The sequence below is a fragment of the Chitinophaga rhizophila genome (assembly GCF_019492185.1).
GTDB classification, from domain to species: Bacteria; Bacteroidota; Bacteroidia; order Chitinophagales; family Chitinophagaceae; genus Chitinophaga; species Chitinophaga rhizophila.
In genome coordinates, this window is sequence record NZ_JAICCF010000001.1 from 885375 (window position 1) to 899993 (window position 14619).

The following is a 14619-nucleotide window of genomic DNA, read 5'->3' on the forward strand; positions in this document are numbered from 1 at the left end:
CATCTTAATATGCTTTAAAATACCATTTCACGTTCATAGAGCAGTTCTTTTTCACCGAACAGCCTTTCGGCTACTATGCCTCGTTCTGTGCATAATTTCACCAGTTTATCAGACTGTACGATCGGATTAGACTCAGACGTGTATTTGGTGCTGGTAATAAATTCGATCCATGGTTCCTGTCCCATCGCATAGACATACACTTCCTTTGGATGGAAAATATCTACCAGGAACATGCCTCTTTCGCAATCAGAACCTGAGAGTCTTCTGCTATGGTCCTGATCTCTGGGTACCTGTCTGGTGAGCAAAGGACCATATAACCACGAGAGCGGGGCTCCGTCACATTCCATTCCCAGGAATATGACATCTACATCTCCTGTTTGTTCCTGCACATGTTTATACAGATTAGGCTCAGTAATTCTGGAATCTGCCATGAACAATAACTTAAACTCGCCAATACTTACCAGGTGACATAGTTTACATACAATATTCAGATCACTGTGTTCTCCTGTAAAAGGTATACCTGTGATGGTTGCGTCTGAGAACTGAACTGTTTCCATTTCGCCCAGCTCAATGATATTGTTGAAACCAACCGTATTGAACATCAGCTTCAGATCCGGATCTTCGAGACGACCTTCTTTCGCTCTTGGTACAATGATATTTTTGATTTTGTGTCTCAGAGGCAGCAGTGTTTCAAATAATATATGATCCTGGTGGTTGTGGGTAATGATTACATAATCGATAACATCTGGCAAGTCAGCATCTGAAAAATGCTCCACATCAGAATGATAACCATAGTAACTAATCAGGGGATCGGCAAGGATGCATACATCTTTTGTTTCAATCAAGATGCAGGCATGTCCGAAGTAGCGCATACGGATCTTGTCGCCGGTGTACCTGTCATAGGTAGGATGTGGAGTTTCTGTGAAGAACGTTTCAAACAGCGGGGCTTGTTCTTCTGTTATTCCCAGTTGCGCTTTGATGTAACTTAAAGGCGCTGGTGTTCTTTTCATCCTGGAAAGTTCGTCTATTCCTGGATGATCAAAACTCAGATCTAACTGAAGTACATTGGGTTCATCCAGCCGTGGAGTACTAAGACAGAACGGGCGGTGATCGTTATCTGTTACCCATAGCGCAATGCTCTGGGCGTTTTTATTGTAAAAACGGCTTTTGTATAATAATGATTCAAAGAAGCGGAATGCGGGATTTCCATTACGGTCATAGAACAACTCAACATATCCTTTCAGGGTCTCCGGCACTTTTTTATACAGTGTTTCTATGCCAAATCCTTTGGCTTCTTTCCATAACATCATGTCCAGCTCTTTGATAGCGTTGGACAGTTCCAGCATATCCTTCCTGCGCTGGAGGGTATCTGCTTTAAGGGCAACCACTTCTGCTGCTCTTTCCTTGGGGATATCCATAAAAGGGCCGCCAAGCAACCGGGGGTTCCTCACTGCGTCTTCATGCACTTCAGGAGCGGCAATAAACGAATCCATAATTTTAATGTGTCTGCCCGTAATATTCATCGCAGCTGTGGCGGGAGAAATCAAATGGCTCCATGCATACCATTTATCGATTAATGGTTCGAGCACAACGTTAGGTTTAAGATATACTTTTGGCTCATTCATACGTATTCGTTTTTATGTGGAAATTATTTAATTATCCTTCTTTCAGTTAGCTACTTTATCATTCATTCTTTCGTTCATAATACTGCCTGCCTTGAACTTTATTACCCGGTCGGCGCAGCTGAAATAGTCATCATCGTGTGTGACTATGACAATGGTCTTTCCCATTCGCCTTAACAATTCGAGCCACTCGGTATAAAAAGCATCCTTATTTATTGTATCCTGTTCTGCCGCCCATTCATCCAGCACGATAATTGGCTTTTCTTCCAGTAATGCCAATAGCAATGCAACCCGTTTCTGTTGTCCGCGGGAGAGGTTTGTATCAACCCTGTTTTCATCCGTATGCACTTTCAGCACGCCGGTCAGGTTGAACTGCTGCGTCATTTGGTTCAGTAAGGTGTTATTAGCTGACAGATCGTGCTGGTCATAGTTTTCCCGGAACAGATACTGATTCGTGAATACGACGCTCATATTATTTACAAAGCGGCAGTACGCTTCCCAGGACACTTCCTTTTCGTCAATGAATATCTTTCCCTGTTGGGGTTGGTAAAGACCCATTAATAGATTAATAAACGTTGTTTTGCCGCTGCCATTACCTCCGATCAGAAACAGTATCTCCTGTTTACTGATAGTTAATTCGGACAGGTGGAGGTGGAATGACCTTGGATCGGTTGTGTCGTAGCTATACTTAATGTTCTCAAAGCGAAGCGACTCAAACTGTACAGCAACGGGATCTGCAGGCTTCAGGGGTAAGTTGACCTGCAGCTGACTATCTATCTTATTGATACGGTTCAGCGCTATCTTGAAACTAGCGTAAGATGGGAGAAAGATAATAATCTGCGAAAGTGGGGACATCATGAACAGCACGGCTGTCACGAAACCGACAATCTGCATCGGATCCATTTTCATAAATACCGGCAGGATAAATACAATACTGCCTAACAGGATGTACCAGCTATAAACGCCTGTTAATTCGTTAAAGGCATATTGGCGGGAAGCCTTTGTATTCAGCTTCCTACTTTCCGTGCGATTGGCAAAAAGGTACCTGTCAAAAAGCGTATGGCTTCTATTCAACGACACCCTCACCTGGCGAAATCCCTGTAATAGTTCGCGCAGGTAACCATAATATGTATCCTGCAGATCACGCACCTTTTCCAGATTTTTGGCAATGTGCTTGTCGCGGTACATGTATATGGCCAGTAAGGCAATCATGATACCCAGCAGCACGAGACCACTGAAAAAGGAAGTATAAAACAGATAAGCAAGTGTGCAGACTATGGTGATAAATGAGTTGATCAGATTGATAAAGACAGTTGGCATACGGCTGAGTATCCTGGCGTCACTGATAGCGGCATATATTTTTTCGTATCCCAATTTTTCAAAGGACTCGTAGGAGGCGTGCCTGATCTTTTCCAGTATGGACAGTTCAATGCCGTAAGTAATATCATTGGTCATGTCCACCATATACTTCTGGAAAAAGAAGGAAACGAGGAAAGAACTTCCAATTAACAGGAAGAATGCTACTGCCGACTGTATTTCTACCATTCCCTGGCTGGCCACACTGCGGATAGCGGAGTTAATAAACAGCAATATGCCTACATTCGTCAGACTGCTGATCAGACTTAAACATATCAGGAAAGCATAGAATCCCTTTGACCGGGCCTGAAACAATCTAAAAATATTCATGATGAATTATCTGACTTGTATTTTGATTCATCCGGGTTTACGATGTTAACACAGCTCTACGTACTCGAACTGATTATCCTCCTGTTGGCTGATCAGATCGCCCAGCTGCCGGATAGTAGGCGCAGCAAATATTTCACCGATGCTGATATCTACATCAAATCTGTCATAGATCTCACTCACCAGTGCAGCTGCTTTCAGCGAATGCCCACCAAGGTCAAAGAAGTTATCTGTTACGCTGATCGCTGTGGTGTCTAATATACTTATCCAGATGTCCATCAGCACCTGTTCGGTGTGGTTTGCCGGCATCTTCAGCGGCCGCTCTTTTGTATCCGGCGCAGCCGTTTGCATCAGTTTGAGCAGTGCCGTCTGATCGGGTTTTCCCTGGGCGTTCAATGGAATATCGGCTACAGGTATAATACGACTAGGTAACATATATTCAGGGAGGCGTGACCGCAGCAACGCCCGTAATGCAGGCAATTGTATATCCGCAGTACCGGTATTGTCAAAGATGACAAAAGCCACTGGTATGGTACCATATCCCGGGTCTTGTGCAGCTATCACTACAGCCGAACGTATGCCGGGGCATTCCATGATGGACCGCTCGATTTCCCGGGGCTCAATCCGGATACCTCTTACTTTCAATTGTATATCGTGCCGGCCGGTGTAATGCAGTAGGCCGTCGGCACTGTATTTACCTATATCACCAGTGCGGTATAATTTTCCTTGGGGCGCAAGTTTATGATCAATAAACTTTTCCAGGGAAAGGTTTTTATCATTCTTATATCCAATGGCTACTCCCGATCCGCCTACGCATATTTCACCTTCTACACCCACAGGCTGGAGTTCACCATCTTTATCCAGGACGTAGACATTACAGTTGGCGATGGGTTTGCCAATGGCTATTGAGGCTTCATTCCTCTCGGCCTTGTGATAGGTGGCACAGATGGTGCATTCAGTGGGGCCATAAGTATTATATACAGGAATATCTTTAGACAGGAAGCGGTCAATATATGCTGGTCTGAGTATATCGCCCCCGCTGATAACAAGCCGCAAGGATGTATCTGCCAGTTGATCATTCAGTTCCTTTAACACCAGCGGAGTAGAACTGATAACACTGACCCTCTCCTGTTCAATTGTTTCGATGATCTTTCTGATGTTCTTCCTGTCGTCAAGGATACATAACCGGCCACCTACTCCCAGTATCGGGAATATTTCTTCCATAGCAATGTCAAAACTGACAGCAGCGTGTTGCAGCACCACATCCTCCGACGTCAATCCGAAGTATTGCTGAAAATGGCAGACATAATTCATAAAAGAATGATGAGAGACTGCTACGGCTTTGGGTACGCCGGTGGACCCGGAGGTGTGTATCACATAACAGGGACTTTCCGGTAGGATGTCTACTGTAGCAGGCAAAACAACATTATCATTATTGACATCTATCTGTTCCAGCCTGATCACTTCAATGTCACCGGACTGAAAGTCTTTTGCCAGATCCCCTGAAACTATCAACTTTGTGCAAGCGCCATTCTTCAGGAAGGTATGTATCCTGTCGGCAGGTTCTTCCGGATCAATGGGCATATATACCGCACCCGCCGTCATGCATCCCAGCATACCGGTTACCATGTCGGCAGATCTGGGTAACAAAAGGCCAATGGTATCACCGCACTTAAAGGAGTGACTATTTAATAAAACATTTGCAATTGCACGTACCTGCAGGTCAATATCCCTGTAAGTGAACTGGTCTTTACCCGCAGTTACAGCGATGTTGCCGGGCAGGCTATCTGCCACCTGACGCCACATGCTGACAAATGTATCCTGAGGCCAGCTGCGGGTTTCTCCTTTTGCAAAAGACAATATCCTTGCTTTTTCTTCCTCGCTGATAACAGGCCACTCCTTCACGGGCGTGCCGGCCAGGTGGGGCACAGCTGATATCAGCTCCATGAGTGCGGCGGACATAGCGTTAATCATCTCTTCATTGAAGTACGCTTTATTATAGATAAACCGTACATCAAACCCCTGGTCGTTATAATCTCTTATATAAATGGATAGCGGCTCTACCTCATAGTGATTAGACAAGGCAGTTGTACTGGCTGTAAGTCCGCCGAATGCGGTATTAAAATCAAAGTCCTCGTATGATACCCTGAGCTGATAAACGGGTTTCCCTGCATGCGATGTCTGAAGATCTTTTACCAGATTACCATACTGATACCTTTGATGCTTCAGGCAGGCATACATCTTTGTTCTGATTTCATTCAACAGCTCGGGCAGTCTGCCCTGGACATCAATATCAAACACAGGGCATATCAGGTTCATGAATACACCTGCGGTCTGTTTGTACACTTTTTTAGACCGGTTCAGCACAGGAAGAGCTACGGCGATGTGGGTTTGCTGCCTGGTACGTGCCAGGTAAGCCAGCAAAAGGCCCATAATGACCTGGAAAACAGAAGATTTATGGTTTTCTGCGATAGTTTGCAACTGTTTCTTCAGATCAGCGAGCACGAATAGCGTAGCAGTACCGGCAGGGGCACTATCCTGGGTATTCGGCACGTTTGCCTTAAATAATTCGCCGGGCTGTGTAGCATATTCGTCCAACCAGAATTGTTTATCATCCGCAGCAGCTTCCGATTGCTGATAAGCTGCATCATCTGCTACATAGTCGCTGTAACGGTATTGCCGGACAGCAGGCATTTTTCCTGCGGATAGTTCATCATAAGCAGTACCCAGTTGATTAAGCAACAGCTTAAAAGACCAGCCATCTGCAATTATATGGTGTATTTTGGCATAGCAATAATGTGTATCTGCGGTAATTTTTAACAATGTTATCCTGAACAGGTGGTCGTTATTACCGGTGATCTGAAACGGTATACTAAAATCTTCCTCCATCCACTCGCGGGCAAGCGCAGGAGCATTTTCTGTTTCAGAGAAATCAACTACCTGTAGCTTGAAACCTGTAGCAGCATCAGAGGTATGCCAGGATAACTCTTTACCTTTGGCAGTAAATATAGCGGAATAGATTTCCTGCATGCCAAGCACCGTTTTCAGCGCCTGTTCAAACAGTTCCTGAGATAAACTTCCTCGCAGTATAACATAACCACCAATATTGTATTTTGACGGGTTATTAGAAATTAACTGGTCAAGCCAGATTAATTCCTGGGTTAAAGAGGGTTGGCACATCTTCATAGCAGTGTATATGGATCTGATATAGACAGATCCTTGTAAGAATCGTCTATAGTCAGCAGGCTAAAAACATCCCGGATATACTTAATACGGTAAAATCTTCATCAATAAAAAAGCATCCTGAACAGATTAATACACCTCAGATAGAAGATGATTATCTCTGCACTTGTTCTTCATTAATCGGGAATGGACTATCTTCTAAAGTTTTGTTAATTAAATACTTCAGTTGGTAAACTTGGCCTCATGAGCGTGATTTTAAATTATCTCTACGGGTTAATAATTGGATGACAAACATATAGTACTATACTCGGGTTAATAGTGGAACTACCTATTAACAATGTCTTCTTGTGATTTAGCTATCACTGTTTTTCCAGTAGTTTTAAAAGTAAGAAAGAACTATTTAAAAAAAAAACATTTTTTGAAATTTACGATTCACAACACCTGTCATTGCAGTCAAATAGTGTAGGAACGATAGGGTTAGAGAACTACTTAAAAATACAAACTACTTGGTATTTTCTATAAAACTCAATTATCCGAACTTTCGGTCAGTATTAGCATGAGCTACGATTTATTTTTACACCACCCCAAATATAGGTTATGAAGAAAATAGTTTCAGCCTTACTGGTAGGCTGCTATTTCTCTACAAGTTCATTTGCCCAGAATGTAACTTGCGGACAAGCAGTCAGCCAACTCCAACAGTATGCAGGACAAGTAAACCAGATTTATCAGAATGAGTACTGGCAGAATATACCAAACGTTCGGTGCCCGGCCTATGTAACGAACCAATGGGGACAGGCTGTTCCGGTCAATCCTCAGGTAGTACAGAATTGCCGCTGGCAGATGTTAAGTTCCCTTAATCAATGGTATGGCCTACAATGCCAGTATGTCAACAATTGGTATGCACAGATAGTAAGAGGATGTGCGGTAGAACAGTCTACGGAGATCGTTCGTCCGGCACCTGATAAGAGGTCTGGCAACGAAGAAAATTCTGAGATTGACACAGATGAAATAGAGGAATTAACTGCTGGAATTGATGAGGACAAAGCATTGAAAATATCAATACCTAAAACGGCGTCTGGCTATAAACCAAAATTCTGACACATGAATAGAATTATTGCTTGCACGCTTAGCCTTGTCACCTTCTTCTGCATGCCCGCCAGTGCGCAAAAAACTGTGAAAATTACGGCGCTTGGCGGAAAGTCCTTTTGCGGATTCAGTTTGAAAAGCGGATTTTATAATATCGGTGGAACGAGAGAATATATTACCAGAGAAGCCGTAAAAGGTGATAATTCTGGTATTCCTGACGTGATACAGGAAATAAAAAACACTTTAAATTTTAGTGTCCCGATAAAAGTATTTATTGCGGCGGAAGAGGACAATTGTTTTGCCTCCATTGGCGAAAATGGTGTACGAATGATTATCGCGGATCAGCTGTTCCTGAACAAAGTAAACAAATCAACAGGAACACAATGGGCGGCTATTTCGATAATAGCACATGAAGTTGGTCATCATATCGCAGGATTCAACAGATACACCTCTCAGCTAAAGAGTGAACTTGATGCGGACTACTGGAGTGGATACATACTAAAAAAATTAGGCGCAAATCAGGAGGCTGCAGTTAAATGCATCTTGTATTACGGAACTGACTATGATACAAGTTCGCATCCAAATAAACGAGCACGGGCTGCCACCATCAGACAAGGCTGGAATGACGCTGTCAAAGGGTCTTATGATCCGTCCAGATGCGAGAGCTGTAGCGATAATTAATATCAATCGATTACCCCAACCTGCACTTTAAGATTTAAGAAGTCAGTATCAAAAATAACATCCTGACAAGACTGCCTGGATATAATTTACCCAATATGTCAAAGAACAAACTTGCTGATAATAAACCATTATTAAACACCTGTACCACTGCAACCAGTGTGCTTTAAACTGCTATTCTAACAGCTTACATCACCATTCCACGATAGCTTTCGCCATTGCTGATACAATGTTAGCAATATTGCTTTTTCGATTTCAGACGATGTCCATAGGACGCCAAAACGTGTCCATAGGACGCCGATACGTGGTGTAAGGGACGTAAAAATTCAATGATTAATACGGAGAAAGGTGTTGATTTGCGGAGGCAAAAAAAAGGGCGGGATGTGTCGGTTTTAACAAGGGTATCTTACGTTCTTCTTACGTTTATGAACGTAGGATGAACGTAAGATGATCGGGATAAAAAGGTTATTTTAGGCAACACCGTCATTAGCCATTAGTTCCTTTACGAGCAAATGAACCATTGTGCAGGGGTTTCGCTCATGAAAGGGAATATCATTCTGATAATAAGCGGCTAACTTTTCGGCTCTTTCTATAGCAACCGGAGTCAAAGGTTTCATTTTAGACAGAACATGATCTGCAAAATATTTAAGTCTTTTGAAACCGTATTTATAGTAAAATTGGGGATTTCCGGTGAGTTCATCCAATTCAGGACTTCTCGGTTGGATTATTTTAAAAATTTCTGTCAAACGCTGATATATATAGTCTCTGTGGACAGGCTTACCTGGTTCTATATCCTCAAAATGAAGTAAAATCCATAGCTCAAATGCATCATTGCTCCAGGCGATGTTTAAGCCTGTTTCGGTCGCCGTTTGTATCGAAACACTCCAGGGGATTTTCTTTTCTTCTGTTACTAAGTCAAGGTCTTTATTATTGGCGTCACGATCATAAACACACCAGATATTATCTGTAACACCTTCTTTGATCCTGTATGCGTCAGCTTTAAATTCCATTAGGCCATCGGCAAGACACTGCTTAATTGTTTCGTATAGATTTAGCTTACCCCATCGCGCATTCCCAATAGGGTTTACTTTTAGCTTATCGGTCTGAAATGACCTGAAATATTCAGGTTCACTAACGGCATCCTCACAAAAAATTATAAATACATTAATTGTTTCTGATGGTCTTTCATCGTTGGTTTTAATATCCCACGGATTTTGTGCCATTAGCTAATATCATTTTTCGGTTTCCTCCAAATAATTTCCCAGTATAGGTAGCGCTCCATATGCGCCGCTCAGATACTGTCGTGCGAAGTCTGCATTGTTTCTTATACCTTTTAAATCAGACAAAGAATACAGTCTGGTATCCTCCAGTAAAGTCTTCTCTGCGAAATAAAATTGATCTCTCCGCATGTAATCCGGACTCATAAGATTTGTATCATGGCTGGTAAACAGTAATTGAGCATTAGCTTTATTGATTTCTTTATTTTGAAATAAAGAAATCAGCTTCTTCAATAATGACGGATGGAAATTGTTATCAATTTCATCAGAAACAAAGAGCCCCCCATTTTCAAATTTTGAAATCAATCTCCCAATATATCTATAATATTTTCTACTTCCCTGAGACTCATCTCTGACAAGATTCAATTTTCGTTGTCCGACAACCTTACCTTCATTGTCATAAACATGTTTGTATAAATTTATTCGAGGTCTTCTTCTTTCATCATCTGTCTTTTCTACCGCAATGTCAGAATAATTCATACCTGCCTCACGTAACCAGGTCAATACCAAATCCTTTTTGCCATCAATCACCAATTCATCTGTGGAAGACTCGTCATATCTTGTATTTGATCTGTCAAAAATATATTCCGGATATCTTGAGTAGCCCTCAAAACTAACTTGCGACTTAAAGTAATCCCGGATAGCACGTGATATTTTACCATCATAAGCTGCACAAAATGTCAGAAACAGGGAATCTTCGCGTAATTTGTCTTTGGGTAATTCTATTCCTTCAGGAAACCATTCCGGGTTAACTTCAATTCCTAAGGTGCTTCGTTTAAAGTAATAAGTTTCGTTATGTGACGCCGGACCAAATAACCATTCTGTTTGAATTTCTCCTCTTTTTCCAATGGTGAAGCCATATCGATATTTACTATTTCCTAATATCAGGATGATCTGGAAATATCCGAAGTTTTCTGTCTCTTCAGATGAAAAAAGGAATGGTTGAATTGTCATTTTAGGGAGATCGTCAACTTCGATGGAACTGACAATCATCGCGCTAAAAAACTGGAGTCCCTCAATAATATTGGATTTGCCGCTTCCATTAGCCCCATAAATAGCGACAATTTTCAGATAATCAGCTCCGTGGCCATCGATTAAATTCATCCTATCGACTGATTCATCAACGGATGTCAAACCGGTCGCTTTAAAGCTAAGGGTTTGCATGCCATTAAAAGATCTATAGTTGGATAAGCTAAAATCCACAATCATAAGCTATATTTTCATGATGATACACCCCTTCAAAAATACCTAACTTTTTAGCTATTTGCAATTTTTATGCAATTTTTAAAAAAACAGGGCAATTTGGGGCTATTAATCTGCTGTGGGGAATCTTATCACCTTAGCAGGCAATTGAGGTATATCGTGAAGATTGCTTTACCACACATATGACAAAACATAATCCCCATCCAACTTCGCGGCTGCCATAAAACTTTTCAGGTCTGCAAATTCTCCGGCCAGGTGACTTCTGGTAAATGCCCGATCGGGCGCACCTTCTTCCGTCCAGACCTTGCTAGGATAAATATTGTTCTTATTCAATTCCTGCGGATCGTAGCGTTTGTGGAATTGTTCAACGGAGATGGTTTGCAGAAAAGCATCCATATCTGCTACATCATCTACGTGATTATAGTAAATGGCAGTATCGTCCAGGTCAAGGTCATCAGACAGCATTTCCATGCCCGCTATATCTACTTTCCTTTCTATATAAGCTTCGGGATAAAAGATTTGCTTTATTAAAGATTCGGTCTCCTCATCTTGCTCTTTTGATAAAATAAATCTGATCGCCTCAAAAGTTTGTGGAAATACGATATGCTCTTTTGAGATGTTGAGTATGCCCGTTCCTTCCGGATCTGCCTTTAACATCTCAAAATGCTGCGGGGATATACGGTATAGCGTTATACTTTGACTCATACGACAAAATTTGGGGAGCAAAACTACGGAAAAAAATATTTCCGGCATATTACGACCGCCTGGTTTTATCTGGATCTCCCCTTACCTGTCTTCTTTACCTGACCAGTTGCTCTTCCCTTGCGGGCAGGCGCAGATTTCTGCGTAGCATGTTCTTTCTTACCTGGTTTATCAGTGCTTTGTCCCTTTTTAGGAGTGTGATCCTTTGCAGTTGGTTTTGCTGATGCATGCTTCTGATGAAATTCAGCTGTTCTGTTCTTTCCCCCAACAGCAGGTTGCGGCTCTTTAGTACCTGGCTTCGCAGCTTTATGTTTCTGGCGATGGTCAGCAGGTCTGTTCCTGGGTGCGGGAGCGGCTTGCTGCGTTTTATCAGCGGTTGCAGGAGCTGCAACGTTCCTACGTTTGGCTGCTGGTTTTACCTTATCACTTTCTCCACTGGAATCGGCAATACTTTCTTTCAGGGAGGCCATTTCTGCATCGGTCAGATAACGCCATTTTCCCAGCGGAAGTTTATCAAGCTTGACGTTCATAATACGCACACGTTGCAAGCCTACTACGGCATAACCAAGGTATTCACACATACGCCTGATCTGGCGATTGAGTCCCTGGGTCAGAATGATGCGGAAAGTCTGGCGCCCAACCATCTGTACCTTACATGGCAAGGTAACAGTATCAAGGATGGGCACTCCCTGAGACATCTGTTGCAGGAAGGTGGTATTGATGGGTTTATTTACCCTTACAACATATTCCTTCTCGTGGTTATTGGCAGCCCGTAATATCTTATTGATGATATCTCCGTCATTGGTCAGGAAGATCAGCCCTTCAGAATCTTTGTCAAGACGGCCAATAGGAAATATCCGCTGAGGATAACCTACAAAACTGATGATATTATCTTTGACATGTAATTCAGTGGTCGTAGTGATTCCCGGCGGCTTGTTGAGTGCCAGATATACACGCTTTTCCTTTTTGGCAGCTGTGATCAGGCTACCATCTACTTCAACCGTATCTCCGGGTTTATACCGGTTTCCCAGTACAGCCTTCCGGTCATTTAGTAGTACCCGCCCCTGCGTAATGAGATTATCTGCCTCCCGACGGGAGCAATAGCCGGTATCACTAATGAACTTATTTAAACTGATAGATTGGTCCAATGACGTATTTATTTTAGACGGTATGCAAGTGCATTCCAGGTGCAAAGGTCGGTAATTGAATGGAAAAAACCGTCGGGAGATACCGGTTTTAAGGTGCGGAGAACCGTCCCCGGCTTACAAAACCCCCACTGTTAATGATAATATTTTCCCATCGTTTCTTTCTGATGCCGCCATAGCTCCTGGAATACAGGACTATTTTCCCTTAGTTCCTCAAATGTACCCTCAGCTACGATATGTCCCTGTTGCAGAACATAGACATAGTCAAACTGTGATAACAAATGCAGCCGGTGAATAGAGGATATGACTGCTTTATCTGCAAAGGCTTTGAATAATTTGCTATATATCATCACCTCTGTTTTCGGATCTACACTGCTTGTAGGCTCGTCCAGTAATACTACATCGCTTTCCCTGGCAGCAAGGATACCACGTGCCAGTGCAAGCCGCTGTTTTTGTCCGCCGGAAAGGTTTACGCCTTTCTCGCGGATATCAGACTCCAGCCCTCCCGGCAGTTGTTTGATCACGTCAGTAAAATGAGCGCTTTCACATACCGAGTTGATGTCTTCTTCGCTGAACGGCAGGCCTAAAGTCACGTTGTAAGCGATGGTATTCTCGAAGATCTCAGGTTCCTGCGGAAAAAGCGTTACGGTTTCATTCAGCGTATCCATATCATACGACTTCCCATCTACATCGAGGGTCATACCTGGCTGTGGATCATATAAACCTCTCAGTAATGACAACAGCGTACTTTTACCGCTGCCGCTCTCTCCTATTAATGCGATACGCTTACCACGCGGTATGCTGATATTGAGCTGGTGAAGGCTTTGCGGTGCATGGGTTGCATCATATTGCTCCCGGTGCGAAAAGTTCAGGTTTCTGATATCTATCACCTGCCAGTCAGCCGGCAGGTCTGTAGGCGCGTCAGGACGATGGTGCTGCCTGAAGGCAGCATCGATATTGGCGGCAGTCTGCACAGATGTATTGTATTGGGTAATATCCGTATACTGCCAGGCAAAGTCATAAAATACGCTTGTAAACTGGTTCACATACCCGAGTAACGTCACTAGTCCAGCTACGTAAAACACTTTACCCGGTTCCCAGTTCTGTAAGATGTAACCAACAGCGACCACACAGTAGATCACAGTGATCAGTATGTCTGCTACAAACCATTTCCATTCATTCACGCGAATATTTTTTCTGAACGGCGGAAGGATCTGATGCACTTTTCCCAACAGACCGGTTTCCATGCTTTTTTCCAGCCGGAGCGTAATAACCGTCATAATATTGGATAGACTGTCGAATAAGGTCGATGATACTACGTGTTCCTTTTCGTTTACTTCATCCAGTGTACGGATAAAGGGCTTATCAAACCTGAAAATAACCCAGATAGTGATGATACCGAGCCCTACACCAATAGCTCCGAATAGTGGTGAGAAGTAAATGATAGCAACTACGGAAAAAATGAGCTTACCTACTGCCCGTAAATACATAAACCCGTGGTCAAAGAATGTCTTTAGTGCCTCGTAGGCTTTGCGGATACGATTAATAGTAGCTCCGCTGTGATGGTCCTGGTGCCATTTCACTGGTAGATGCAATACCTGGTGATATCTTTCCTGCAGAAAGTTGCGGCTCAGGTTAAATGCAAGTTCCCGCTCCATAATGCGGGCGGGGCCATGAAAACACCATTCTACAACTTTCAGACAAAAATAGCTGACTGCATACAAAAGTGCATAATGCAATACCTGCTGCGTTTCCTGCTGGATTTTACTGATAAACCATCCCAGCAGCACAGGGTATAGGGCATAAATAATAGCAGAAACGACAAACATGGCATACACCACTACATACTTCTTCCGCTCCTTCCGCGCGTAACGCCATGCGGTACGCAACAGAGATACATATGGGTTTGCCATAGTAATATTTGTTAAATAAAGTGCAAAGATATAAAAGCGGGAATGATGATCAATATGATATAAGCAACAGCCTGCCAAGTATGGCATAATGGCCTTGGTATTATGGTAATTATTTGTATTTTCCCGG

Annotated in this window: 10 protein-coding genes; 2 read left to right on the plus strand and 8 right to left on the minus strand. The window is 42.9% G+C overall.

What is annotated here, in order from left to right:
* Positions 1-14: 14 nt before the first annotated feature.
* Genes K1Y79_RS03145 through K1Y79_RS03155 form a run of 3 tightly spaced genes read right to left on the minus strand, consistent with a single transcriptional unit; the run spans position 15 to position 6491 of the window.
* On the minus strand, positions 15-1625 hold the full coding sequence (locus K1Y79_RS03145; protein WP_220248539.1) for an MBL fold metallo-hydrolase: 1611 nt from the start codon (positions 1623-1625) through the stop codon (positions 15-17).
* A 42-nt stretch (positions 1626-1667) separates the two neighbouring features.
* The gene (locus tag K1Y79_RS03150; protein ID WP_220248540.1) at positions 1668-3308 is read right to left on the minus strand and encodes an ATP-binding cassette domain-containing protein; all 1641 of its coding nucleotides are present in this window, start codon (positions 3306-3308) and stop codon (positions 1668-1670) included.
* A 45-nt stretch (positions 3309-3353) separates the two neighbouring features.
* A complete protein-coding gene (locus tag K1Y79_RS03155) occupies positions 3354-6491 on the minus strand; it encodes a non-ribosomal peptide synthetase (protein WP_220248541.1) in 3138 nt (1045 codons plus the stop codon).
* Between the two features lie 594 nt (positions 6492-7085).
* Between K1Y79_RS03155 and K1Y79_RS03160 the strand changes: the two genes are divergently transcribed.
* Positions 7086-7586 carry a hypothetical protein gene (locus K1Y79_RS03160; protein WP_220248542.1) on the plus strand — a complete coding sequence of 167 codons (501 nt, stop codon included), beginning with the start codon at positions 7086-7088 and terminating at the stop codon, positions 7584-7586.
* Between the two features lie 3 nt (positions 7587-7589).
* A complete protein-coding gene (locus tag K1Y79_RS03165; RefSeq protein ID WP_220248543.1) occupies positions 7590-8255 on the plus strand; it encodes a M48 family metalloprotease in 666 nt (221 codons plus the stop codon).
* Between the two features lie 467 nt (positions 8256-8722).
* Here K1Y79_RS03165 and K1Y79_RS03170 read toward each other — a convergent pair whose 3' ends face one another.
* The 5 genes from K1Y79_RS03170 to K1Y79_RS03190 form a co-directional block, all read right to left on the minus strand.
* Positions 8723-9475, minus strand: a complete 753-nt coding sequence (locus K1Y79_RS03170) for an RloB family protein (RefSeq protein ID WP_220248544.1) — start codon at positions 9473-9475, stop codon at positions 8723-8725.
* A gap of 9 nt (positions 9476-9484) precedes the next feature.
* Positions 9485-10738 carry an AAA family ATPase gene (locus K1Y79_RS03175; RefSeq protein WP_220248545.1) on the minus strand — a complete coding sequence of 418 codons (1254 nt, stop codon included), beginning with the start codon at positions 10736-10738 and terminating at the stop codon, positions 9485-9487.
* 165 nt (positions 10739-10903) lie between these two features.
* Positions 10904-11437, minus strand: coding sequence for a DUF1877 family protein (locus K1Y79_RS03180; RefSeq protein WP_220248546.1), 534 nt, complete (start codon positions 11435-11437; stop codon positions 10904-10906).
* A gap of 65 nt (positions 11438-11502) precedes the next feature.
* Positions 11503-12582: a 23S rRNA pseudouridine(2604) synthase RluF gene (gene rluF / locus K1Y79_RS03185; RefSeq protein ID WP_220248547.1), complete on the minus strand. Its 1080-nt coding sequence runs from the start codon at positions 12580-12582 to the stop codon at positions 11503-11505.
* Between the two features lie 131 nt (positions 12583-12713).
* Positions 12714-14492: an ABC transporter ATP-binding protein gene (locus K1Y79_RS03190; RefSeq protein ID WP_220248548.1), complete on the minus strand. Its 1779-nt coding sequence runs from the start codon at positions 14490-14492 to the stop codon at positions 12714-12716.
* Positions 14493-14619 lie beyond the last annotated feature (127 nt).